We start from the raw sequence: 22,425 nt of genomic DNA, 5'->3' as shown, positions 1-22,425 counted from the left end.
TGCCCGGAGGAAAGCATGGGCCCAGCAGATCACCTGGAAATCACCGGCGCCAAGGGCGGCGAGAGCAAGCCGAAAACCCCCGTTGAGGCACCGGACAGCCTGCAGTCGACGAACATCGCCAAAATCCTGTTGGCCGTGGGCGAGGGCGAGTTCGACGGCACGCCGACCGATCGCGACATTTACCTCGACAACACGCCGATCATGGACGCCAGCGGCAATGTGAACTTCCCGGGTGTGAAGTGGGAGTGGCGCCGCGGGAGCGTTGAGCAGGATTACATCCAGGGCATTCCCTCGATCGAGAGCGAGAACACCGTCAACGTTGAGCTGCGCAGTGACAGCCCGTTCACCCGCTCGCTGAGCAACACGCAGCTATCTGCGGTGCGCGTGCGTATGTCCTGGCCTCGCTTGGTCAGCCAAGACAGCAGTGGCAACACCAACGGCTACCGCATCGAGTACGCCATCGATATCGCCACTGATGGCGGGGCGTACGTTGAAGCGCACCTGGGTGCCGCCGACGGTAAAACCACGAACGGCTACCAGCGCTCCGTGCGGGTCAATCTGCCTAAAGCAACCACCGGCTGGATGATGCGCGTCCGCCGGATCACCCCGAACGCCAATAGCGGTACCGTTGGCGACACGATGACCATTGCCGGCTACACGGAGATCATCGATCAGAAACTCAGCTATCCGAACACCGCGCTGCTCTACATCGAGTTCGACGCCCAGCAGTTCCAGAACATTCCGGCGGTGACCGTGGACTGCAAGGCCAAACTCTGGCCTGTGCCGACCAACTACGACCCGGGGACCCGCACCTACACCGGCGTGTGGGACGGCACTTTCAAACAGGCCTGGACCAACAACCCGGCGTTCGTGACCTACGGCCTGTGCGTCGAGGACCGCTTCGGCTTGGGCAAGCGCATCAAGTCGTGGATGGTCGACAAGTGGGAGATGTACCGCATCGCCCAATACTGCGACCAGCTGGTGCCGGACGGGATTGGCGGGCAAGAGCCGCGCTACCTGTGCGACATGAACCTGCAGGGCCGCGCTGAGGCCTGGACCCTGCTGCGCGACCTTTCGGCCATTTACCGGGGCATGGTGTACTGGGCCCATGGTTCGCTGTTCATGCAGGCGGACATGCCGCGCGCCCAGGATATTGACTACGTGTTCACCCGGGCCAACGTCATCGACGGCGACTTCGTCTATGGCGGCGCTGAGCGCAACACCCATTACAGCCGGGCGTTGGTCAGCTATGACAACCCGGCGAACAACTACGACACCGATGTGATTCCGGTAACCGATCTAGCGCTCCAGCGCCGGTACCGGGATCGCCCTGTAGAAATCTCGGCCATTGGCTGCACCCGTGCCTCCGAGGCCCAGCGCCGAGGCAAGTGGGCGCTGTTGAGCAACAGTCAGGATCGCACCGTCACCTTCAAGACCGGCATGGAAGGCCGGATTCCGCTGCCTGGCTATGTCATTCCCGTGGCTGACGAGCTGGTGGCAGGCCGTCCGAATGGTGGCCGGATCTCGTCGGCCGCCGGCCGTGTGATCACTTTGGATCGTGACACCCCGATTAAGGCTGGCGATCGCCTGATCCTGAACTTGCCGAACGGCACTGCCCAGGCTCGCACCGTGCAATCTGTCGCCGGCCGAGCTGTGACCGTGACCACCGAGTACGGCGTCCAGCCTGAACCCGAGCTGCAGTGGGCAATCGACTACGACGATCTGGCGGTTCAACTGTTCCGCGTGCTGAAGACGACGCGCACCCAGGAGGGCGAATACGAGATCACTGCCCTTGAGTTCAACCCGAGCAAGTTCGCGGCGATCGACACGGGTGCCAAGCTGGACGAACGCCCGATCAGCGTCATTCCCGTGACCACCGTTCAGCCTCCGGCCAGCGTGACCTTGTCGTCAGCCCACATGATCGACCAGGGAATTGCGGTCAACACCATGACCATCGCCTGGCCTGCAGTGGAAGGGGCCGTCGCCTACGACGTCGAGTGGCGCAAGGACAACGGCAACTGGATTCGCCTGCAACGCACCGGCGCTGCTTCAGTTGATGTGGTCGGTATCTACGCCGGCGCTTACCTGGCGCGGGTACGGGCAGTCAGTGCCTTCGACATCACGTCCATCTGGAAAAGTTCGACCCTGACTCAGCTGAACGGTAAGGAAGGCATACCGCCCTCGGTCACCTTCCTCAACACCGAAAGCCTGCTGTTCGGGATCAAGATCACTTGGGGCTTCCCAGCTGGCGCAGAGGACACCCAGCGCACCGAGCTGTGGTACAGCGAGGGCACCGACCTCGAGGAGGCCACCAAGCTGGCCGATCTGGCATACCCGCAGCAGGACTACGTCATGCAGGGCCTGCGCGGCGGGCAGCGGTTCTTCTTCTGGGCGCGCCTGGTTGACCGCACTGGCAACGTCGGCCCGTTCTTCCCGGTCGCTCCGACCGTTGTTACCGGCGTTGCCAGCATGGACGCCGGCCCGATCCTGGAGCAGATCAAGGACCAGATCACCGAGAGCGAGCTGGGTCAGCAGCTCACCGACCGCATCGACCTGATCGACAAGGAGGGCCCGGGCTCCGTCAACGAGCGCCTGGGTGAAGTTCGCAGCGACCTGAACCAGCAGATCGTCGACGTCAACAACTCGCTGGGGCAAGTGCAGTCCGAGTTGCAGCAGCAGATCGACAGCATCGCCGATCTGGCCGACTCGATGCCGTACAAGCCCGACCAGGCCTACACGGCTGGCCAAGGTACGTTGGGCGAAGACGGCAAGCTGTACCAGGCCAAGGTTGACGTCCCGGCCGGCAACCCGCCGCCGAACGCCACCTACTGGACCGACATTGGCCAGGCAGTGCAGACGGCAAACGGTCTCGCCGCGCGCGTCGGTACCGTGGAGACCAGCGTCACAGAGTTGAACGGCGAGGTTGATGCCCAGGCCCAGCAGATCGATGGCCTGCGGACCAGCATCGACGGGAAGGCTGACGCCTCGACGGTGAGTAGCCTGTCGAACCGTGTCACGCAGAACGAGCAGGGCCTTTCCAGCCAAGGCCAGGCCCTCACCGGCGTACAGAACAGCCTCAACACCACCAACCAGAACGTGACCGCAGCCCAGCAGGCCGCCCAAGCCGCTGCCGATGCTGCTGGCGCCAAGGGCAAGGTGCTGTACCAGTCGACCGCGCCGGCAGTGGCGGACCGACTGGTGCAGAATCTCTGGATCGACACAACCGGCAATGCCAACACGCCCAAACGCTGGAACGGCAGCGCGTGGGTGGCCGTGACCGACAAGGTAGCGACGGAGGCAGCAGCTGCTGCCGCCAGCGCACTGAGCCAGGTCGCTACCAAGGCTGATGCTTCGACGGTGCAGGCCTTGAGCAACACTGTGGACCAGCACGGTACGGCGATCACAGCCAACGGCCAAGCGATCACCAATATCAACACGTCGCTCAGCCAGGTGGGCGGGGAGAACCTGCTTTACAACCCGTCGTTTGATAAAGCATCGGCTGCTAGCGCTAACGTCGCTGATGGGTGGTACTGGCGCACGCAAACCGCCGTCGCTGTAGTGCCGTCGCTTCTGCCATCGGCCTTGGGAGCTGGCGGCAAACGGCAAAGACTGGAAGTATCGGGGCTGATAGCCGGTACCGGCACTCACTACGTTGATTTCGTGCCCGAGTCGGCTCCTGCTGACTTCCGCCCCCCCGTCTATGAGGGGGTCGTAGGCACTGCATCTATCTATATCCGTGGCAGCTCGGGGTTGATGGTGCAGATCTACATGCAGTACAAGGATGCGGCCGGGGTGACGATAGGTACTCATGGCCCCGTCAACGTCAGCACCTCTCCCGTCGAGTCGTACAACCGCATCGTACTCACCGGACTAGCCGCACCTGCGGGTTCGGTGCGAGTAGACATTCTCTACCGGATCAGATCTGCTCCGGGGTCTAGTATCACGGCCGGTTTTGTTGACCTCGATAAAGCACAATACGAACATAGTCCTGTTGTGACGGGCTGGCGCGACAATGGGCAGGTCAATGCATCCGCTATCGCGGCTAACGCCACTGCCACCACAGCACTCACCGGCCGGGTAGGCCTCACGGAGCAAGGCCTCACTAGCGTTTCGGGCAGCATCACCGAATTGAACAACACAATTGGCGATGTTGGTGGTGAGAACCTGTTCTACAACCCCACTTTCAATGCTAACGGTTCCGGATCAGATATCGCCGATGGCTGGGCCATGGAAGGTTCGGCCGTGAGTGTGGATTCCAGAGTCACTTCTTGGCTCAACTCCGGGGAGAAAGCAATCCGAGTTGAGGTTTCAGGCGTGGGGAATGCAGGCCCCTACAAATCCGTGCGCCCCACTGGCGGAACGCCAGATCGAAGACCCAAAGTAGCGGAAGGCCAGACCTTGACGGCGTCTGTTTATCTTCGCGGTACTGCCGGTTTGGGGTTTAGGTTCTTCCTCCAATGGATCAACGCTGCGGGTTCTTCGATAAGCGCACCGAACTCGTTGATGTTCACCGTCACACCCGGAGGTGAACGCGTTCAATACAGCGGCGTTGCACCGGCCGGTGCCGTTAGTTGCTACGTTTATCTCAGGATTTATAGTGCTACTGGTGCCGTCACATCAGGCCATGTCGAAATGGCCAGACCCCAATTCGAGTACGGCACACGTGCTACAGGTTGGCGCGATAACGGTCAGGTCAATGCGGCGGCTACTTCGGCGGTTTCGACAGCGGTAGATAGCCTTGGCTCTACAGTGACCCAGCAGGGCAACAGCATCACGAGCGTCTCTAACCGGACCACATCGCTGGAGAACTCGGTCAATAGCACGACTAATGGACTCGCCACCAAGGCCTCGGCCTCGGCGGTGGACGCGCTGACCAACCGTGTTTCGGCAGCGGAGGGGGTCAACACCAGTCAGTCCAGCAGCATCACCGAGCTCAACAACAACGTTGGCGCAATCCAAGATGCGCTGGGGGCCTCCGGTCTCGATCCAGCACCCAACTGTTTATGGCAATTCGATAGCACCACCGAAGGTTGGGTGGCTTCGGGCGCAACGCTGGCACAGGGGGCTGGGTTCATCAAAATCACTTCGACCGGTTCGGATCCGCAGCTGCACAGCGGTACGGCGGCGACGTTGTCTATCACAGGCAGTCTCTACAGCCGCGTGCGGGCGCGCATCACCCGTCGGGCCGGTGCCGTTACGGACTGGGATGGCCAGTTGTTCTACCAGACCGCTGGTCACGGGTTCTCGGGTAGCTATCGAGCAATCGCGGCTAACCCGAACTTGGCAGTAGGACAATCGGCAGTGGTCGAGTGGGACATGGCCAACCTGGCAGCAGGCGGAACGGACTGGGTGGACAGCACTATCACTCGGCTTCGCTTGGACATGGGAGCTACAAGTGGCGGCGCTTTCGATGTGGACTGGGTTGCCGTCGGCAGGGTTGCGCCATCGGCCTCCAGTCGTGCAGTGGAGTCGTTGACCTCGACCGTGACTCAGCAAGGCGATGATCTTAGCGCCCAGGCGCAACAGCTCACCGGCCTCCAGACCTCGGTTGGTAGCAACTCGGCGTCGATCCAGCAGGTAGCCAATGCCCAATCCACGCTCAACGGGAAGATCAACGCGTCCTACTCGGTGAAGCTCCAGGTCACCGCTGGTGGACAGTACGTTGCTGCTGGCTTCGGTCTGGGCGTTGAGAACAGCGGGGGAGTGCTGCAATCGACATTTGCTGTGATGGCTGATCGGTTCGCTGTGCTGAACCCATCGGGTAACGGTTTTGTGAGCCCATTCGCTATACAGAATGGACAGGTATTTATCAATGATGCGCTCATATCGAGGCTATCAGTCCAAAATGCGATTGTGGGATCGACCATTTCTTCCTCTACGTTTACGCAGTTTGGAGAGCCGTTGATGACTATAAATTTCAATAGCGGTGAAATTATTCTGCGTAACTTTAGTCGGAGCTCAACCTACACAAAAATAAATAACGATGGCATTGACGTCGTTGTTGATGGTGTACGCCGGGTTCGTATGGGCGTTTGGTAGTTACGGAGGGGTGCTATGCCAGCAGGTCTGGAAACTTTTTATGCGGATGGCACGCCTGGCATCAGACTAACTGACCGTCTGGGTCGTGTTTTGGGTACCTACTATACAGGCTCAGCTAATGGGGCTTTGGCCGTGCCAGGCCTGACCACTGGCACGCCTTTCTTCGTCGTAGTTCCGGACACTGGAGTGAACGATGCCTTTGGGGTGTTCACCCTTGAGGTGAGCGCCAACCAGAGTAATGGTGTTCTCAGCTGGACGTTTACGTCGGCAGCTCAGTCGCCGTCTTGGATAACGGTTGGAGTTTTCTAATGCCTACCGGTTTTCAGTGCTTCAACCAAAACGGGACGATCCAGATAGACTCTGACTGGGTTAATTACGGACTTGTTAATCGCTATACAGTTAGCAGCTCTTCCATTTACTTTCCTACTGGGAGCATAAACGGCATCCAAGTAGCTTTGGATAATTTTTCAGATCTTGTATTTGTAAGTTGTGCAGGCCAGATTGCCTACCATGTCTCGGTCAAGACAGGGCCATCTGCACGGACCATTACCTATGCGGTGAACGGGCTTGGGGTGCCGGTCGATGTGTATGTATATCGAGGTATGCAGGCTTCGGCTACTAACTCGGGAATGCAAATATTTGGTCCGGACGGCAGGTTGATCTTTGACGCCAACTCCCGATTCATGAACGTGTCTGGCAGTCTGCCTGCACTTGCTTTCAATACTAAATACGCCCTACCTGCAGGTCGTAAGTATGCTATTTGCTTTCCATCATTCTATGGCAGGAACATCCAAGAAGGGTTTCCCAATGGAGCATTCTGGGATTTAGTTAGATCGCACTACAAGCTTTATTGCATCTGCCAGAGTGATGGTATTCAGACAACGGGCGAGGCGCTAATCACGGCGTACACCTCGCCGTGGTTTGACCCCAGCCCACCGCCAGCGAGTAACGTTTTTTACGCCGGTGGCAGTCCACTTGTCATTGATGTCACCGGATTCTGATCAGCCCCAGGAGGGCCACGCTATGCCATATGTCGCCGTAAACATGAGCAATGCCTATGACGTTGCCAACAACACCCGCTACGCCACTCAAGAAGAAGCCGATGTCCGGGCACGGGAGATCCTGAGCCAGTTCCCGGCCGCCCAAGTCTTCACCGCCCAGGTGCTGAAAGACTACAGCGCTGAGGTGACCGTGACCGCGACGGACCCGGTTGAGCCAGTGCCAGTGCCAGAGCCTGAAGCTCCTGCGGCCTGATAAGGGGGATCAATATTCCATTCTACGAATGGGCACATTGCCGCGCTTGTATTGCTGATATCCGGTGTACGGAAGGATCACTGTATCGGCAATGCCCGACGCCGCCATATCGACCAGGATAGGGAAGGGCGCCCAATGAGGCCCGGTACGTTGTGGCCCATTCAAATTGCAAAACTGATAAGCGACTCCGCTGTACGCGCGAGGAATCGTATGGCAACTGGTCTGCCATCTAGCGAGATCATCCACGGCTTTCGACTCGTTCGACACCGTTCGTACGGTCCCGCACCCGCTCAACATAATAGTAAGAGCCATTCCAATCCATAGTTTGCTCATCGAAGTAATTCCATCAGTAGTGGCTATAACGGCGGGCCTCAGAGCCAGATTAGCGAATGCGCTTTGTTCACAGTGAAGGCCCCGACTGAGGCGGTTCTTGGATCAGCTGCGGGCTAAAGCTTGGTATCACCATATTGCCGTATTTGTATTGCTGATAGCTGGTATATGGCAGCACAACGGTATCAGCAATACCAGATGCGGCCATGTCGATCAGGATTTGATAGGGGTCTGAATGTGTTCCTTGTCTTTCCGGTCCAGTTAGGTTGCAAAACTGGTACGCGACGCCGCTATACATCCGAGGGATCTCTGGGCAGTAGGAATTCCATTCCGCCAGGTCGCCCACGGCCTTTGATTCGCTAGACACGGTTCGCACCGTCCCGCAACCGCCGAGCGCCATGACCAGCGCCACTCCCATCCATAGCTGTTTCATCAGGCCACTCCCTCTGTGATGGCCAGATCATAGCGCATTAACTAATCAGGCCCGCCTAGTGCGGGCTTCTTTTTGCCTGGAGAAAACCATGGCCACAGCACGCGGCATCCGCAACAACAACCCCGGAAACATCGATTTCAACCCCCGCAACGACTGGCAGGGCCAGATCGGCAAGGAGCCGGGCGGGCGCTTCGCTCTATTCGACACCCCCGAGAATGGCATCCGCGCCTTGGGTAAACTGCTGATCAACTACCGGGGCAAGGACGGTATGCCAGGCGTGGGCGGGAAGGGCATCGACACCGTGCTCGAAACTATCAACCGCTGGGCACCGAGCAATGAGAACGACACCCAGGCCTACGCTGGTGCCGTGGCCAAGCGCCTGGGCGTGCGCACCACCGACCCGATCAACATCAAAGGCCCAGCCACGCTGCGCGGGATGGTGGTCAGCATCATCATCCACGAGAACGGCGGCAATCCGTATTCGCCGGCGATCATCGATGAGGGCGTGCGGAGGGCGCTGGCATGAGTGCCTGGCTGGCGCGAACTACAGTGGCCGGGCTGCTGATTTTGTTCGGTATGACCTTGGGCATCTGGGCCACCACCGGTCACTTCCGCCCGCTGCTCGATGACCAGCAGGGCAAGGCTGCCCAGTGCACTGCCGCGCGCGACAACTTGGCTGGCCTGGCAGCAGAGCAGGGTAAAGCCCTGGGCGACCTGACCCTAGCCGCAAATGAGCGCCAGGCCAGGGCCGAACAGGCGGTGAGCGAAGCCAGAGCCAGCGCGGATCTCGACTACGCCGCAGCCAACCGGCTGCAGCGGGAACGAACCGGTGGCGACCAGTGTGCTACGGCCACCTCGATCATCGACACGGAGCTTGGATTATGAAGGTACCGTTCATCGTGTGCGCGATGGCGCTCGCTGGCTGTGGCGGCAGGGTCGAGCCGCAGGTGCAGTACGTGCGTGTCGAGGTGCCGGTGCAGGTGCCATGCCGGGCTCCGGAGGTTGCTGTGCCGCCATGGGCCGCTGCCGGCCTGCGCAAGAGCGACAGTCTGGAGGTGAAGGTGCGGGCGCTGCTGGCTGAGCGTCGACAGAGGATCGGGTACGAGCGGGAGATCGTAGCTGCTAATGCAGCATGCCGCTGATCACTCTTCTGGTTGATCAGCTTTATCCTGCTTTTTGGATTGCAAAAGGGCTTTCGCGTATATGTTGCCCAGCGCTTCTATCATTTCGCGATCAAACTTTACGTCTTCTGGGCGTACTTCGGGAATGCTGATAGGAGCTCGGTTCGCGAATGGTCCTGATAGTTTTAGTATCGATAGCTGATTTTGAAGCGCATCCCAAGCTAGCGTGATAGTGCGTAACGCCCGCTCAGCTGAAAAGCTCTGGGTCGGCTGACTCACAATCCCATTTTTGAATCCGACATATAGGGAGTTATTTTTCAGGTCATTCCGGAAGTCGGGGGCTGTTCCAGCTGCACCGATCATGCTCTCCGCCGTGTTCGCATCAAAGCCAGCACAAAAAACGATACTGTTTATCGTCTCGGCAATCAGCTTCTGTTTGTGATCTCGCAGTCGTCGCTCAAGTTTTTTGAAATCTACTGGATGCCCAGCAAGTATTCTTGTGCCGGCAGCCTGTAACATGAGCGTTTTAGCTATTTCTTCACGCGCAAGATGCGCAAGCGCGAACGCGCGAGCATTAGCCTCGTTGTCATAAAGGATCTGGGACTCTCTGATGAGAGAGGCGGCATTAGTTAGAAGCGCGTCGATGTAGGCATCGATTTGCTCAAGTGAAAATGCCATGAAACCGCTCCTTTTGGCAGTTAAGGTCCGGCTGCCGGAATCGCACGCGCCCGGCGGCCTAGCTTTACACCTTCGCTAAAACGATAGCGGCGATGAGACCCAGTACAACAGCGGTCACCGGATCGAGCCCGAAGGTGCAAAGACCCCAGACTACGCCACCAAACGCCGTGAGGCGTTTAGGTAAAGCTGCTGAACCAGCCTGATTCAAAGCACCCATAGGGCGTCCTCCTCTAGCTGTTTCTCCTGGTCTCATGTAGCAGTTGGCGAGGAGGCTCAGACTTCGCCGCTATTTCCCTGTTTCCCAGCTACGATGGGTTCTTCCAGCGAGGGTTGGCACGGCGGCCCAACTGGCTTGTTGTGGCCAGTGGTTAGCTGGCCAGCGTCTCGAAGTGGCCGAACGATAGCACTTCCTCCTTGAGCTTTGCCACTGGAAAAACGTGGGGGAATTTTGGGGGAATTGATCCCCCCAACGGTGTGGAGTGATGTTGCGTCATCATGCGTTGAAGTATCTGATTTTATTGGGTTTAGAAAAGTAGGCTCAATAAACATATGAGGCCAAAAACGGATTCGAAATCCGTTGTACTGGCAACAGTACCTAGGGTTCAAATCCCTATCTCTCCGCCATACATGTGGTAGATAAAGCCCCTGAAAACGATAAGTTTTCAGGGGCTTTTTCGTTGTGCCCGAGTTAAACCCCAAAGCATCGCCGGGCACATGGCCGGGCCATGTCGCCGCTAGCGACGGGGCCTGCCGGATCGGATCAGAGCGCCAGGCCGACCTTTGCGGCACTCCCGGATTTTTCGTAGCTCGGCCCTAGTGCAATGTCTGTGGCTCCGTGGGCGAATCCGCTTGCCTGTGCAGTTGCATCAGCGCCGATTCCAGCAGCGCATGCGCAACTTCCATTTCATGGATGACCGCCCGCATCACGATCGAGTTGTGCGAGGTCGGTGTCAGTCGCACGGACTGGCGGGCTACGGACAAGGCGCAGATCACGTATTCCGAGGTCTGTACCAGGGTGTCCTGTAGCATGTACGAGGGATCGAGGGGGGACGGTGGATCGGGGACAATCTTGCGCATGAATGCTCCTTGAGTCAGGTGGAGCTACCTTTAAACGCTGTCAAACGAATGGAGGCAGCTATACACGGGTTGACAGACCGGTGACCCAAGGAACCCGGCGCACACGAAGGTGCCCCATGTACAGCTGCCATGAAGCGCTGCAAAGGACCCTTGAATCGGTCAGCCTGTCAAAGCCGGTCGCTGAGGTGTCAACGACGAACCGAGACTAGGCCGCAATCCGAGCGCTCGCAATGGGTTGGCAGCGCCGGCAATATAATTCGGAAATGGACTACAGGGAATGGGAAAAATCGGAGTTAAATCTGTAGGACCTTAGACGCACCAGGCGTGAATATTCTTCCCTGGCACGGATGCAAAAAGCCCCTGAAAGCGATGAGCTGTCAGAGGCCTTATCGTTATGCGTTTCCCCTCCCGCTGGTGCATTGGATGGCGGCCTATCTTCTTATGCGACTTGGATCCAATACTCTGGTTCTGTATCATCCGGCCGCCATCAGAATGATGGTCGATAATTATTTAAAGGACTGAAGTAATGAAAAAGCTGTTCAAGGCCACTGTAGCCGTTGCTGTCGTTTCGGGCGTTGCCCTGCTGTCCGGTTGCACTGGCCAAGTTTACAACCAGCAGAAAAACTGCTCGTACGACTACCTGTTCCACCCATCGGTTTCTATCTCCAAGGTCATCGGTGGCTGCGGCCCGATCGATAAACTGCCTCAGCCGCAGTAAGCTTGGCGATACCCTGATCGCGTCACCTGTGACCTGATCCAGAGCCCCCAGTCATGCGTATGGCTGGGGGCTTTTGTTTGTCTGGCGTGACAACCTGCCGCTGGGACAACCTGCCGCCTTGCTTGTACGCCCGCAATTTGTTTGTGCTGGCATTTCAGATACAATCAGCGAAACGATTCAGCCCTGTCGGTCAATACGACAAAAGCCTGGGTCGTTTTCTGGTTCTTTAAGCCGCTGAACAATGATCACAAAAAGCCTGCGCACAAGAACACGAAGCACCTGGGCCAGCCACAGGCCCGTCCTCCGTTCTACAGACTGGAATTGATCAATGTTCAAGAAAGCTGGCAAGACCTTGCTGGGTCTGGCTGTCGCTGCGAGCTTCATGCAAGCGCACGCCGCAGAAACCAAGAAAGTCGATGTGCTGCTGGTCGGCGGCGGCATCATGAGCTCCACCCTGGCCGTGTGGCTGCACGAGCTGGAGCCAAGCTGGTCGATGGAGATGGTCGAGCGCCTGGATGGCGTCGCCGAAGAAAGCTCCAACGGCTGGAACAACGCCGGCACCGGCCACTCCGCGCTGGCTGAGCTGAACTACACCCCGGAAGATAAAGACGGCAACGTCAACATCACCAAGGCCATCGAAATCAACGAAGCCTTCCAGATCTCCCGCCAGTTCTGGTCGTGGCAGGTCCGTCAGGGCGTGCTGAAGAACCCGCATTCGTTCATCAACACCACTCCGCACATGAGCTTCGTGTGGGGCGATGACAACATCAAGTTCCTCAAGAAGCGTTATGACGCGCTGCAGGCAAGCCCGCTGTTCCGCTCGATGCAGTACTCCGAGGACCACGCGCAGATCGCCAAGTGGGTCCCGCTGATGATGGAAGGCCGCGACCCGAACCAGAAGCTGGCGGTGACCTGGACGCCACTGGGTACCGACGTGAACTTCGGCGAGATCACCCGCCAGTTCGTCGGCCACCTGAAGACCCAGGATAACTTCACCCTGAAGCTGTCCAGCGAAGTTCAGGACATCACCCGCAACGAGGACGGCTCCTGGCACGTCGAGTACAAGAACCTGAAGGACGGGACCGAGTCGGCCACCGACGCCAAGTTCCTGTTCATCGGTGCCGGCGGCGGCGCGCTGAAGCTGCTGCAGAAGTCGGGCATTCCTGAAGCCAAGGAATACGCAGGCTTCCCGGTTGGCGGTTCGTTCCTGGTGACAGAGAACCCGACCATCGCCATGCAGCACATGGCCAAGGCCTATGGCATCGCCTCGACCGGCGCGCCACCCATGTCGGTACCGCACCTGGACACCCGAGTGCTGGACGGCAAGCGCGTGATCCTGTTCGGGCCATTCGCCACCTTCTCGACCAAGTTCCTGAAGAACGGTTCGTACCTGGACCTGCTCAGCAGCACCACCATGCACAACGTGTGGCCAATGACCAAGGTCGGCATCGAGCAGTACCCGCTGGTCGAGTACCTTGCTGGCCAGCTGATGCTGTCGGACGACGACCGCTTCGAAGCGCTGCGCACCTACTTCCCGAACGCCAAGAAGGAAGACTGGAAGCTGTGGCAGGCCGGTCAGCGCGTGCAGATCATCAAGCGTGACGCAGACAAGGGCGGCGTGCTGAAGCTGGGTACCGAAGTGGTGGCCTCGCAAGACCGCACCATCGCCGGCCTGCTGGGCGCATCGCCAGGTGCCTCGACCGCCGCGCCGATCATGCTGAACGTGCTGGAAACCGTGTTCAAAGACAAGGTCGCCACCCCGCAATGGCAAGCCAAGATCAAAGAGATCGTGCCGAGCTACGGCACCAAGCTCAACGATTCGGCAGCGGCCACGCAGAAAGAGTGGAACTACACCGCTGAAGTCCTGCAGCTGGAGAAGCCGCCGGTCATCGACCAGAGCGTCGGTACCGGCACGGGTGCTAGCCAGCCGGTTGAAAGCAAGCCAGAGAACGACATGGCGCTGTAAGCGTCAGCGTTGTGATCGAAAGCCACGGGGGTGACCTCGTGGTTTTTTTTTGCCTGTTCCGGCCCCACCGCCAACCCTGGCTCACCGCTGACGCAAAATGCACTCCAGCAAACCGGGGAAGCGTGCATCGAGCATTTCGCTGCGCAGTGAGTTCATATGGGTAGTGCCCACATTGCGCGTTTGCACCAGCCCCGCATCGCGCAACACGCGAAAATGATGGGACATGCTGGACTTCGGCCGGCCGCCGTCCAGCTCGCCGCAGCTGGCCTCCGCCACGCCCGCCAGGTGGCGCACGATTTCCATGCGTACAGGGTCGCTCAGCGCATACAGCAGGCGCTCGAGGATCAGGTCTTCAGGGGTGGGATGTTTGTAGGCTCGCATGGGCGTCATGATAACGGGGGTTTCATTAATTGCCATAGTTCGATTATGATCGAACTATCGTATTCAGATGAACCCGGAGTTCTCCATGTCCGCACTGTTCGAACCCTATACCCTCAAAGACGTCACCTTGCGCAACCGCATCGCCATTCCGCCGATGTGCCAGTACATGGCCGAGGACGGCATGATCAACGATTGGCACCAGGTGCATTACGCCGGCCTGGCCCGTGGTGGCGCCGGCCTGTTGGTGGTCGAAGCCACTGCGGTTGCGCCGCAAGGGCGTATCACCCCCGGTTGCGCCGGTATCTGGAGCGACGCCCATGCCCAGGCGTTTGTGCCGGTGGTGCAGGCGATCAAGGCTGCAGGCTCGGTGCCGGGCATCCAGATCGCCCACGCGGGGCGCAAGGCCAGTGCCAACCGCCCGTGGGAAGGTGACGACCATATCGCCGCGGATGACGCGCGAGGCTGGGACACCATCGCCCCGTCGGCCATCGCCTTCGGCGCCAACTTGCCGAAAGTGCCGCGTGAAATGACCCTGGACGATATTGCCCGGGTCAAGCAGGACTTCGTCGATGCCGCACGTCGAGCGCGTGATGCGGGCTTTGAATGGATCGAATTGCACTTCGCTCACGGGTACCTGGGGCAGAGCTTCTTCTCCGAGCACTCCAATCAGCGCACTGATGCCTACGGCGGCAGCTTCGAGAACCGCAGCCGCTTCCTGCTGGAAACCCTGGCAGCCGTGCGCGAGGTGTGGCCGGAAAACCTGCCGTTGACCGCCCGCTTTGGCGTGCTGGAATACGACGGCCGTGATGAGCAGACGCTGGAAGAGTCCATCGAGTTGGCCCGCATGTTCAAGGCGGGTGGCCTGGACCTGCTCAGTGTCAGCGTCGGCTTCACCATCCCGGACACCAACATTCCATGGGGCCCTGCCTTCATGGGGCCGATCGCTGAGCGTGTGCGTCGTGAGGCGGGTTTGCCAGTGACCTCGGCGTGGGGCTTCGGTACGCCGCAGTTGGCGGAAGGGGCGTTGAAGGCCAATCAGCTCGACCTGGTGTCGGTAGGGCGTGCGCACCTGGCCGACCCGCACTGGGCGTATTTTGCGGCCAAGGAACTGGGCGTCGATAAAGCCTCGTGGACTTTGCCTGCGCCTTACGCGCACTGGCTTGAGCGTTATCGCTGAGTGAAAGGGGGCTGCTGTGCAGCCCAATCGCCGGCAAGCCGGCTCCTGCACAGGCTGAATATGCGCCGGGAATGCTATCAGCCTGTCAACGCCGGCCGTTGATTTGTGCAACGGACAGAAACCAGGTCGCAACCCAGGCACGCTCAATGGTTTGGCAGGGCTGGCAGTATGTTTCGCAAGTAGACTACAAGGAATGGGCAAAATCTGAGTCAAAAATGTAGAAGCGCTGCCACTTCCCCCTTCCAGTCCCGTTTTTTGCCTTGTATTGCCAATGTAACCTTGCGTTACAATGCGGCGGCAAAACGCCACTCTCGTCCAGGCCCCTCGCCGTAATGAATACGCGCTGGACGATGACCCTTTTCTGACATGGATCGGTTGGATGCTCCCCGTCGTACCGGCTTCGCTCAACGCCCTCGGCTTGCAGGGTGAAACGCTGTTCAACGCCCGGCCGTTGAACCCGCCCAGTGCTGCCATTCTCTTGAACATCCCCAAACAGCCACGACCTCGGCGGCCAGCTTGCCTGCGTGCGCTTGTCGTTCTTTTACAAACAAACCAGGTCTCTGCCCCTCGCAGAGTGACCCACCGGAAATGGAGTGCTCCACTTGCGTAAGAAATTCGTCGCGTCCCTGTTGGCGGTCGCCATCGCTACGACAACAGCCTGTGCACAGCTCGGGATCAGCAAAGAGCAAGCGGGCACCGTCATCGGTGGCCTGGCCGGTGTAGCCATCGGTTCGACCATGGGCAGCGGCAACGGCAAGATTGCTGCGGCACTGATCGCTGGCGGTATTGGTGCCTATGTCGGTAATCGCATCGGCCACATGCTCGATGAGAAGGACCAGCAGGCGCTGGCGCTACGCACCCAGGAAGTGCTGAGCCAGTCGGCCACCGCCAGCGCTCAGCCGGTGACCTGGAAGTCCGATCACTCCGGTGCCACTGCGCAGATCACCCCAGGCAAGGAATACACCCAGACCAAGAAGGTCGAGGTGAAACGTGCGCCGAAGATCCAGGCGGTGCCCTCGATGAAGCTGATCAACGAACCCTACGTCACCATCAGCGACAACCTGAATGTGCGCGCCGCACCCAACACGACTGGCGAAAAAGTCGGCAGCCTGAAGAGCCACACCGAATTCACCGCAGTGGGTTCGACCGGTGACTGGATCCTGGTTGGACGCAAGGGTGTGACAGTCGGTTACGTACACAAGAACTACGTCGAGCCCAAGGCTCAAGCCATTGCCAAGCGCGCGGCCCCAGCCGTCAACCTGGACGATCTGGACGTCGCCGCGAACAAGGAAACCCAAGGCTTCGACCTTGATTCCATCCAGTCGCTCCCGACCGAGACGGTTGCCGCCGAGGCCGCTTGCCGCCCGGTCACCGTCAGCCTGAAGTCGCAAAGCGGCCAGACCGAGCAGGAGCAGAACACCTTCTGCAAACAAGCCAACGGCACCTGGGAACTGATCTGAGGAACTCCATGAAAAAGCACGCGCTCGCGCTGGCAGTGTTCGGCGCTTGTGGTCTGGTACCGCAGGCGTTCGCTCACGAGCTGGCCTTCTCGAAGAAAGAAAACATCAAGGTCGAAGTGCCTGGGGACGCCACCACCTGGTGCAAGCCCGAAGTTGAGTTGACCATCACGCGCCCGGCCTGGGATAACCAGGATTTGCTGTCGGGCCTGCTGACCAAGCTGCCGTTCGTGTTCGCCAAGGACTGCTCGACGGCCAAGGTGAGCTGGAAGGCAGTTGATGCCAAGGGTACCCTCTACGCCAGCGGTTCGGGCAATGCCTCGAACCTTGGCCTGGTAACCCTGGCCCCCGCGCCTGTCGCACCGGCACCGGCTGCACCTGCTGTGGCTCCAGTACCCGTTGCGGCGCCAGTGCCGGCCGAGGCCCCAGTGGCCGCTGCTACGCCGCCAGCACAAGCCCCTGAACCTGCACCTGCTGCCGTAGAAGCAACACCCGCGAAAGTAGAAGTCCCGCCGGCCCCTGCGCCAGCGCCAGCCCCGGCCGTTGCCGCAGAGCCCACGCCAGCTACCACCGCCCAAGCCCCCGTAGAAGCGCCTGCCGCGCCGGCTAGCCCTGTACCCAGCGGAGCCGTAGCCGCTGCCCCCACATCCGACTACGGCCGTGCCGTTGTCCTGCAGAACCAGAAACTGATGCAGGTCACGGACGGCACCGGCTGTAAATGGGTGCTCAGCACCTCGACCATCGGCGACGGCGATACCCTTTCGTTCGGCACCACCCCGGCCATGCCGTGCCCTGTGTCCGGTTTCGGCGAGGGCAGCTTCGAGAAAATCACCTGGAAGGCCGTCGGTACTTACCGTGGCGATAACTGGAACCGTGTCTACGTTCACCCGAGCGCGCTGATTTTCACGAAGAACCTTGAGGCTGCGGTAAAGGACAAGGCAGTTGCCTACCTCACCCCGCAAGCCGACCAGGCGGCGTTACTGGTCGGTGAAATACCGAGCCGGAAGATGAAGGTGTACCTGACGTTCACGCGTTCCAGTTATGGCGTGCTCAGGCCGTTCGGCAGCGACCCGTACTATCTGGCGGTAACGCCTGACGAGTCGTTCGCGCTGGACGCGGCGCAGTACAAGGAAGCCGCACTTGAGATCTTCAATCTCATCAAGACCACCTCGCCGACCACTACCGATGTGAACACCCTGTTCATCGTCAAAGACCTGTCGGCGATTTCGAACAACATCTGGGGCAATGATGCGCTGAAGATCACCCGCAACCGCATCGGCATCAACCGCCAAGGCCTGTTCTTCGATGTGCGCGAAGGTGCGAACTGGGCGGTTCAGCGTGAGCAGCAGCGTGTGCGTGAAGCACGTCAGCGCCAGCAGGAACTGGCCCGTGTCCACAGCCGTGTGCTGGAGCGTTACCAGCAGCTGCAAGAAGGCATGAGCGAGTTCAAGGGCCGAGAAACCGAAGCCCTCGCGCAGATGGCCGGTATCAAGGTGCGCTTCGGCTCGCCACTGGCGCTGCAGGACCCGTCGTCGTCGGCCAGCGTCATGCCAATGATGGTGCATGTCACCGGTAAGAAAGGTGACTTCTACACCATCGACTTCCCTAGCAAGGGCCGCCTCGTGGCGGAAGAGGAATACAGCGAAGGCTGGTACGTCACCCAGGTCGCCAACGCCACCCCGTACTTCCCGTTGGAAGATGGCCGGGCAGTCGCCACCTACCGTGCCTACAGCGTCGGCGAGCCAGAGGCCTGCAAGCAGGACCACTGTGCCGACCGCGTGTCGTTCGGTGCCGTGCTGGCCAAGGAATTCCCCAATGCGGACATCGACTTCAGCTGGACCCCAGAGGTCTCCCAAAAGTACGTGAACGACTGGAAGAACGCTTCCGCTCAGGTCCAGTGAGGCAAACACCATGATCAAACAGATGAACAAGAAGCAGCTGCTGATTGGCGGTGTTGCCGCTGCGGTGCTGGTGCTCGGCGGCGGCTTTGCGATGGTTTCGAGCTCCGGCAAGAAGGCCGCGCTGAGCTATTACGATGAGTTCAAGGAGCGCTACTTCCTTGAGGACGTGCTGTCCGAAGGCGAGGTCTCATACTCGGCCTTCTCCGGCAACTTGACCGTAGCCGACCCCGAGATCCGCATCGCCGTCGCGCAGACCAACGGGGCGATGAGTTTCCTGCGCAGCATCATGGGGTCATTCGACCCCAGGGCTGCAGGGGCCAGCGAAACGGGCCTGGCCAGCTGGGCCAAGTACCAGCTCAATGCCGTTTCCGGTCGCAATGTCGCGGGTGTCTACCTGAAGGCCGATGCCCTGAAAGTTGCCCGTGATGGCGACAGCAAGGCAGGTGAGATTCACATCCAGTTGCTCGGCCTGCAGATGGGTAACCCGTTCATCTCCCACAAGGACGCCGAGGTGGTGCTGGTCTCTGACGTGAACGACGAGATCCAGCCCCGCGCCGAGTTGTCGGCCAACGGTCGCGCCACCCAGTCGGACTTCTCCTGGGGCACCAACCTGGTCGTACGCCAGCCGGTGACCGGCGCGTTCCTGGTCAACAGCACCGGCACCTATGGCACTCAGGTCGACCTGGATTTCATCCTCAAGCGCTCCAGCGATGGTGAAGGCTCGATGAAATTCGTGGTGACCCACCGTAATGACGGCTCGAAGGTCGGCGAGATCGTACGCAAGGCCGATTTCGCCTCGTTGCCGGAGCTTGATGATGTGGAAGGCGGGCTGAAGAATGCGCTGAGCGGCTTCATTCTCGGTGCCTATCAGCCATACGCCGGCCAGGCGGCGCTGACAGAAGCCGTCAGCAGCTTTGCACGCGCGGCCAAGGTCGAGAATTACTCAGTCAGCTACAGTGGTTTCAAACCGCTGAAAGAGGCCTACGGTAGCTACCAGGAAACTGCGCCTAAAGCCAAGTTCGATGCCTTCTGCAAAGAGGTCGGGCTGTCACAGTGGTCGAGCGACTTTGGGGCGAAGGGCAAAAACCACAACGACTCGGAATGTGCCATCAGCCGCAAGCTGGTTGAGGAAGGCAGTTTCGAAGAAGCGTACACATTCAAGGAAGGCAAGAGCCTGTTTGCTGCGCTTTTCGTGAGCAGGGCGTACGAACTGGAAAGCGATTGAAACGGTGACGGCGCCCTGCAATGGGGCGCCAATAGGTGAAACAGGAAGGGTGGCTCAGGCCACCCTTTCTGTTGCATCTTTAATCAGCCTGCGCTGAACAGCAACTTCGCCTCGTCAAAACACTGTTCGGCAATCGCCGAGCGCGGCTCGCTGCGGCGCAGCAGCAGGCCGACGGGGCTGTGGATGCTGGCGTCGGTGATCGGGATGATGCGCATGTGCTCGCTCAGGTCTTCCAACCCGCAATCGAGCGGCATGATTGCGCAGCACACGCCGGTGTTGATGGCTTGAACCAACTGGAAGCTTGAGTCGCTTTCCAGCACGGCATTGGGTTCCAGGCTGCGGCTGCGAAAGCTCAGGTCGAGCGACTGACGGTAGTGCATCCCCTTGCTCAGCAAGCCCAGAGGGATTTCACCCAGTTCCTCCCAACGCAGGGTGTCGGCTTCGAACTGGAAGTGCCGGGTATCGTGCAGCAGGCCCATGGTGGTGGTGCCCAGTTCGATCACCTCGAAGAAGTTGGCGTTGACCTGGTCCAGATAGCAGATCCCCAGGTCGAGCTGGTTGCGGCTCAGGCCATCCATGATCTGCTCGGTGCTGTGCGAGCTGAGCTGAAACTGCAGCTCGGGGTATTTTTCGCGCAGCGGCAGCAGCAGCTGCATGGGGTTGAAACTGGCCAGCGGTACTGTGCCCAAGCGCAGGCTACCAACCACTTGGCCGCGGCAGCTGGCCGCCTCGGCCTGCAGGCCATCATGGGCGGCCAGCAGGGTGCGGGCCCAGGCCAGGATGCGCTCGCCGGCTTCGGTGAAGCCCTCGAAGCGCTGGCCGCGCTTGACCAGCACCAGGTCCAGTTCGTCTTCCAGGTTGCGCAGGCGCATGGACAAGGTCGGCTGGGTGATATGGCACAGCGCCGCGGCCTGGCCGAAGTGGCGGGTCTGGTCGAGGGCGATGAGGAACTTGAGCTGCTTGATGTCCATGGGAGTGCCTGGGGTCTGGTTGTGCTGACCTTAACCAAGTCAGCGATAGATGTCATTGATCAGGCGGTACGGCATATCGATTGGACGTGCTCTGCTCATGTCTCTAGCGTAACGACCATGCCATACAAGGAGCTTCACTGTGCGCGTTCAATCCGACGCGGTCTTCGTACCGCTCAATATCGCCGTATTGACGGTCAGCGACACCCGCACCTACGACAACGACACTTCGGGTGAACTGCTCGCCAGCCGCCCGGTGCAGATCGGCCATCGCCTGGTGGCGCGTGCGCTGCTCAAGGACGACCTGTACAAGATCCGCGCCCAGGTGGCCACCTGGATTGCCGATGACCAGGTACAGGTGGTGCTGATCACCGGCGGCACCGGTTTCACCGGCCGGGACAGCACACCGGAAGCGGTGGAGTGCCTGTTCGATCGGCGTATCGACGGTTTTGGCGAGCTGTTCCGGGCGTTGTCCATTCTTGATGTCGGTACCTCGACCGTGCAGAGCCGGGCGTTGGCCGGCATGGCCAATGGCACTCTGGTGTGCTGCCTGCCAGGTTCTACCGGTGCCTGCCGCACGGCGTGGGAAGGCATCCTGGTGGAGCAGCTGGATGCGCGGCACCAGCCTTGTAATTTTGTGAAGCACCTTAAGCCCATCGCGCCCTGCGAAACTCGCGGTTGATCAGTTCCGGCCCTATCGCCGGCAAGCCGGCTCCCACGGGTTGATCGCAGTCTTTGATTACTGTGGTGCACCCGTGGGAGCCGGCTTGCCGGCGATAGGGCCAGTCAGCTCAACACATGCTCCACCGGCTGCAACGCCGGTGGCAGCGGCTCCACGCCCAAGGCCCCCAGCACATCCCGCTCGACCGTGCGCACCATGGCATCGGTCGGCAGGTCGTTCTCGTCTCGTCCGAACGGGTCTTCCAGTTCATTGCCGATCGCATCCAGCCCAAAGAAGGTGTACCCCACAATGGTGGTAAACAGCGGTGCCAGCCAGCCCAGCGGCTCGGCCAGCGCGAACGGCAGCAACAGGCAAAAGATGTAGATGGTCCGGTGCAGTAGCAGGGTATAGGGGAAGGGCAGCGGTGTGCCCTTGATCCGCTCGCAGGTGGCCTGCACCTCTGACAGCCCGACCAGGCGTTGTTCCAACAGGCTGTAGCGCCAGTCGCTGATCTGCTGCTGCTCGGCCAGGCGTGAGCAGCGGGCGCCAACTTCCTGCAAGATACCGTCGCAGACATTGTGCGGGCGGATCGCAGCGGGGTTGGCCAGCCACGGCCGGGCGGCGGCGACATCATCCTCGTTGCGCAACCGGGCATTGAGCGCATGGGCAAAGCCGCACAGGCTGCGCAGCACCTCGGCGCGCAGCTCTTCATCGGTGATCACCACGCTCTCACGTACGAACGAGCGGGTCTCGATGATCATCTTCCCCCAGGCCTTGCGCCCCTCCCACCAACGGTCGTAACAGGCATTGTTGCGAAAACTCATGAAGATCGACAGCGACAGGCCAAGCAGCGTGAAGGGGGTAGCGCTGACGGGGTAGAAAAACGCCGGGAAGTGGCGTTCGACCAGCACGATCAGGGCGGCGAGCAAGGTCACCATCAGGCAGCGCAGGGCAATGCGTTTGACAATCGAACCCTTTAGGGTGAACAGCACACGCAACACATCGGGGCGAGAGTGAACGATCATGGAAGTCCAGAGAC

Annotated in this window: 21 protein-coding genes; 13 read left to right on the top strand and 8 right to left on the bottom strand. The window is 59.9% G+C overall.

What is annotated here, in order from left to right:
- Positions 1-15 precede the first annotated feature (15 nt).
- The 3 genes from JET17_RS27860 (at position 16) to JET17_RS19935 (ending at position 7,293) form a co-directional block, all read left to right on the top strand.
- Positions 16-6,039 carry a phage tail protein gene (locus tag JET17_RS27860; RefSeq protein ID WP_012315749.1) on the top strand — a complete coding sequence of 2,008 codons (6,024 nt, stop codon included), beginning with the start codon at positions 16-18 and terminating at the stop codon, positions 6,037-6,039.
- A 308-nt stretch (positions 6,040-6,347) separates the two neighbouring features.
- Positions 6,348-7,040 (top strand): hypothetical protein, encoded by a 693-nt coding sequence (locus tag JET17_RS19940; protein WP_012315747.1) that lies wholly within the window; start codon positions 6,348-6,350, stop codon positions 7,038-7,040.
- A 22-nt stretch (positions 7,041-7,062) separates the two neighbouring features.
- Positions 7,063-7,293: a hypothetical protein gene (locus tag JET17_RS19935; protein ID WP_012315746.1), complete on the top strand. Its 231-nt coding sequence runs from the start codon at positions 7,063-7,065 to the stop codon at positions 7,291-7,293.
- A gap of 9 nt (positions 7,294-7,302) precedes the next feature.
- On the opposite strand, the gene JET17_RS19930 is transcribed toward JET17_RS19935, so the two are convergent.
- Positions 7,303-7,590: a YceK/YidQ family lipoprotein gene (locus JET17_RS19930; RefSeq protein WP_233100452.1), complete on the bottom strand. Its 288-nt coding sequence runs from the start codon at positions 7,588-7,590 to the stop codon at positions 7,303-7,305.
- Between the two features lie 103 nt (positions 7,591-7,693).
- Positions 7,694-8,056 carry a YceK/YidQ family lipoprotein gene (locus JET17_RS19925; RefSeq protein ID WP_012315744.1) on the bottom strand — a complete coding sequence of 121 codons (363 nt, stop codon included), beginning with the start codon at positions 8,054-8,056 and terminating at the stop codon, positions 7,694-7,696.
- 88 nt (positions 8,057-8,144) lie between these two features.
- On the opposite strand from JET17_RS19925, the gene JET17_RS19920 reads away from it, so the two are divergent.
- Genes JET17_RS19920 through JET17_RS19910 form a run of 3 tightly spaced genes read left to right on the top strand, consistent with a single transcriptional unit; the run spans position 8,145 to position 9,198 of the window.
- A complete protein-coding gene (locus tag JET17_RS19920; RefSeq protein WP_012315743.1) occupies positions 8,145-8,582 on the top strand; it encodes a hypothetical protein in 438 nt (145 codons plus the stop codon).
- Positions 8,579-8,941: a hypothetical protein gene (locus JET17_RS19915; RefSeq protein ID WP_012315742.1), complete on the top strand. Its 363-nt coding sequence runs from the start codon at positions 8,579-8,581 to the stop codon at positions 8,939-8,941. Before JET17_RS19920 ends, JET17_RS19915 begins: the two co-directional genes overlap by 4 nt.
- Positions 8,938-9,198, top strand: coding sequence for a hypothetical protein (locus tag JET17_RS19910; RefSeq protein ID WP_012315741.1), 261 nt, complete (start codon positions 8,938-8,940; stop codon positions 9,196-9,198). The genes JET17_RS19915 and JET17_RS19910 overlap by 4 nt, the downstream gene beginning before the upstream one ends.
- Here JET17_RS19910 and JET17_RS19905 read toward each other — a convergent pair whose 3' ends face one another.
- The 3 genes from JET17_RS19905 to JET17_RS19895 all read right to left on the bottom strand — a co-directional run bounded on the left by JET17_RS19905 (position 9,199) and on the right by JET17_RS19895 (position 10,932).
- Positions 9,199-9,855 (bottom strand): AbiV family abortive infection protein, encoded by a 657-nt coding sequence (locus JET17_RS19905; protein ID WP_012315740.1) that lies wholly within the window; start codon positions 9,853-9,855, stop codon positions 9,199-9,201.
- 64 nt (positions 9,856-9,919) lie between these two features.
- Positions 9,920-10,072, bottom strand: coding sequence for a hypothetical protein (locus JET17_RS19900; RefSeq protein ID WP_176393865.1), 153 nt, complete (start codon positions 10,070-10,072; stop codon positions 9,920-9,922).
- Positions 10,073-10,668: 596 nt separating this feature from the next.
- A complete protein-coding gene (locus JET17_RS19895) occupies positions 10,669-10,932 on the bottom strand; it encodes a hypothetical protein (RefSeq protein WP_012315739.1) in 264 nt (87 codons plus the stop codon).
- A 526-nt stretch (positions 10,933-11,458) separates the two neighbouring features.
- On the opposite strand from JET17_RS19895, the gene JET17_RS19890 reads away from it, so the two are divergent.
- A complete protein-coding gene (locus JET17_RS19890) occupies positions 11,459-11,650 on the top strand; it encodes a DUF4223 family protein (RefSeq protein ID WP_008097338.1) in 192 nt (63 codons plus the stop codon).
- A 328-nt stretch (positions 11,651-11,978) separates the two neighbouring features.
- Entirely contained in the window at positions 11,979-13,616 is a 1,638-nt protein-coding gene (mqo, locus tag JET17_RS19885) for a malate dehydrogenase (quinone) (protein ID WP_012315738.1), read from the top strand.
- 81 nt (positions 13,617-13,697) lie between these two features.
- On the opposite strand, the gene JET17_RS19880 is transcribed toward mqo, so the two are convergent.
- Positions 13,698-14,033, bottom strand: coding sequence for an ArsR/SmtB family transcription factor (locus JET17_RS19880; RefSeq protein WP_012315737.1), 336 nt, complete (start codon positions 14,031-14,033; stop codon positions 13,698-13,700).
- A 49-nt stretch (positions 14,034-14,082) separates the two neighbouring features.
- Here JET17_RS19880 and xenA point away from each other — a divergent pair, with 49 nt between their 5' ends.
- The 4 genes from xenA to JET17_RS19860 all read left to right on the top strand — a co-directional run bounded on the left by xenA (position 14,083) and on the right by JET17_RS19860 (position 19,757).
- The gene (gene xenA / locus JET17_RS19875) at positions 14,083-15,174 is read left to right on the top strand and encodes a xenobiotic reductase XenA (protein WP_012315736.1); all 1,092 of its coding nucleotides are present in this window, start codon (positions 14,083-14,085) and stop codon (positions 15,172-15,174) included.
- A gap of 602 nt (positions 15,175-15,776) precedes the next feature.
- Complete coding sequence (locus JET17_RS19870) at positions 15,777-16,634, top strand: SH3 domain-containing protein (protein WP_012315735.1); 858 nt, start codon at positions 15,777-15,779, stop codon at positions 16,632-16,634.
- 8 nt (positions 16,635-16,642) lie between these two features.
- Complete coding sequence (locus JET17_RS19865) at positions 16,643-18,532, top strand: hypothetical protein (protein ID WP_012315734.1); 1,890 nt, start codon at positions 16,643-16,645, stop codon at positions 18,530-18,532.
- Between the two features lie 10 nt (positions 18,533-18,542).
- Positions 18,543-19,757 carry a hypothetical protein gene (locus JET17_RS19860; protein ID WP_012315733.1) on the top strand — a complete coding sequence of 405 codons (1,215 nt, stop codon included), beginning with the start codon at positions 18,543-18,545 and terminating at the stop codon, positions 19,755-19,757.
- An 83-nt stretch (positions 19,758-19,840) separates the two neighbouring features.
- On the opposite strand, the gene JET17_RS19855 is transcribed toward JET17_RS19860, so the two are convergent.
- Positions 19,841-20,728 carry a LysR family transcriptional regulator gene (locus JET17_RS19855; RefSeq protein WP_012315732.1) on the bottom strand — a complete coding sequence of 296 codons (888 nt, stop codon included), beginning with the start codon at positions 20,726-20,728 and terminating at the stop codon, positions 19,841-19,843.
- A gap of 139 nt (positions 20,729-20,867) precedes the next feature.
- Between JET17_RS19855 and moaB the strand changes: the two genes are divergently transcribed.
- Positions 20,868-21,407: a molybdenum cofactor biosynthesis protein B gene (gene moaB / locus JET17_RS19850; RefSeq protein WP_012315731.1), complete on the top strand. Its 540-nt coding sequence runs from the start codon at positions 20,868-20,870 to the stop codon at positions 21,405-21,407.
- Between the two features lie 104 nt (positions 21,408-21,511).
- On the opposite strand, the gene JET17_RS19845 is transcribed toward moaB, so the two are convergent.
- Positions 21,512-22,411 (bottom strand): bestrophin family protein, encoded by a 900-nt coding sequence (locus tag JET17_RS19845; protein WP_012315730.1) that lies wholly within the window; start codon positions 22,409-22,411, stop codon positions 21,512-21,514.
- Positions 22,412-22,425: the final 14 nt, after the last annotated feature.

Origin of the sequence: Pseudomonas putida (assembly GCF_016406145.1) — a bacterium.
GTDB classification, from domain to species: domain Bacteria; phylum Pseudomonadota; class Gammaproteobacteria; order Pseudomonadales; family Pseudomonadaceae; genus Aquipseudomonas; species Aquipseudomonas putida_E.
This window is presented reverse-complemented; position numbering and strand designations above follow the sequence as displayed.

Excerpts from the sequence above, each read along its gene's own strand:
- JET17_RS19915 (WP_012315742.1), top strand. The coding sequence starts at position 8,579 with ATGAGTGCCTGGCTGGCGCGAACTACAGTGGCCGGGCTGCTGATTTTG.
- JET17_RS19855 (WP_012315732.1), bottom strand. The coding sequence starts at position 20,728 with ATGGACATCAAGCAGCTCAAGTTCCTCATCGCCCTCGACCAGACCCGC.
- JET17_RS19930 (WP_233100452.1), bottom strand. The coding sequence starts at position 7,590 with ATGTTGAGCGGGTGCGGGACCGTACGAACGGTGTCGAACGAGTCGAAA.
- JET17_RS19910 (WP_012315741.1), top strand. The coding sequence starts at position 8,938 with ATGAAGGTACCGTTCATCGTGTGCGCGATGGCGCTCGCTGGCTGTGGC.
- mqo (WP_012315738.1), top strand. The coding sequence starts at position 11,979 with ATGTTCAAGAAAGCTGGCAAGACCTTGCTGGGTCTGGCTGTCGCTGCG.
- JET17_RS19865 (WP_012315734.1), top strand. The coding sequence starts at position 16,643 with ATGAAAAAGCACGCGCTCGCGCTGGCAGTGTTCGGCGCTTGTGGTCTG.
- xenA (WP_012315736.1), top strand. The coding sequence starts at position 14,083 with ATGTCCGCACTGTTCGAACCCTATACCCTCAAAGACGTCACCTTGCGC.
- JET17_RS19890 (WP_008097338.1), top strand. The coding sequence starts at position 11,459 with ATGAAAAAGCTGTTCAAGGCCACTGTAGCCGTTGCTGTCGTTTCGGGC.
- JET17_RS19905 (WP_012315740.1), bottom strand. The coding sequence starts at position 9,855 with ATGGCATTTTCACTTGAGCAAATCGATGCCTACATCGACGCGCTTCTA.
- JET17_RS19920 (WP_012315743.1), top strand. The coding sequence starts at position 8,145 with ATGGCCACAGCACGCGGCATCCGCAACAACAACCCCGGAAACATCGAT.
- JET17_RS27860 (WP_012315749.1), top strand. The coding sequence starts at position 16 with ATGGGCCCAGCAGATCACCTGGAAATCACCGGCGCCAAGGGCGGCGAG.
- JET17_RS19935 (WP_012315746.1), top strand. The coding sequence starts at position 7,063 with ATGCCATATGTCGCCGTAAACATGAGCAATGCCTATGACGTTGCCAAC.
- JET17_RS19860 (WP_012315733.1), top strand. The coding sequence starts at position 18,543 with ATGATCAAACAGATGAACAAGAAGCAGCTGCTGATTGGCGGTGTTGCC.
- JET17_RS19900 (WP_176393865.1), bottom strand. The coding sequence starts at position 10,072 with ATGGGTGCTTTGAATCAGGCTGGTTCAGCAGCTTTACCTAAACGCCTC.
- JET17_RS19940 (WP_012315747.1), top strand. The coding sequence starts at position 6,348 with ATGCCTACCGGTTTTCAGTGCTTCAACCAAAACGGGACGATCCAGATA.
- JET17_RS19880 (WP_012315737.1), bottom strand. The coding sequence starts at position 14,033 with ATGGCAATTAATGAAACCCCCGTTATCATGACGCCCATGCGAGCCTAC.
- JET17_RS19845 (WP_012315730.1), bottom strand. The coding sequence starts at position 22,411 with ATGATCGTTCACTCTCGCCCCGATGTGTTGCGTGTGCTGTTCACCCTA.
- JET17_RS19895 (WP_012315739.1), bottom strand. The coding sequence starts at position 10,932 with ATGCGCAAGATTGTCCCCGATCCACCGTCCCCCCTCGATCCCTCGTAC.
- JET17_RS19925 (WP_012315744.1), bottom strand. The coding sequence starts at position 8,056 with ATGAAACAGCTATGGATGGGAGTGGCGCTGGTCATGGCGCTCGGCGGT.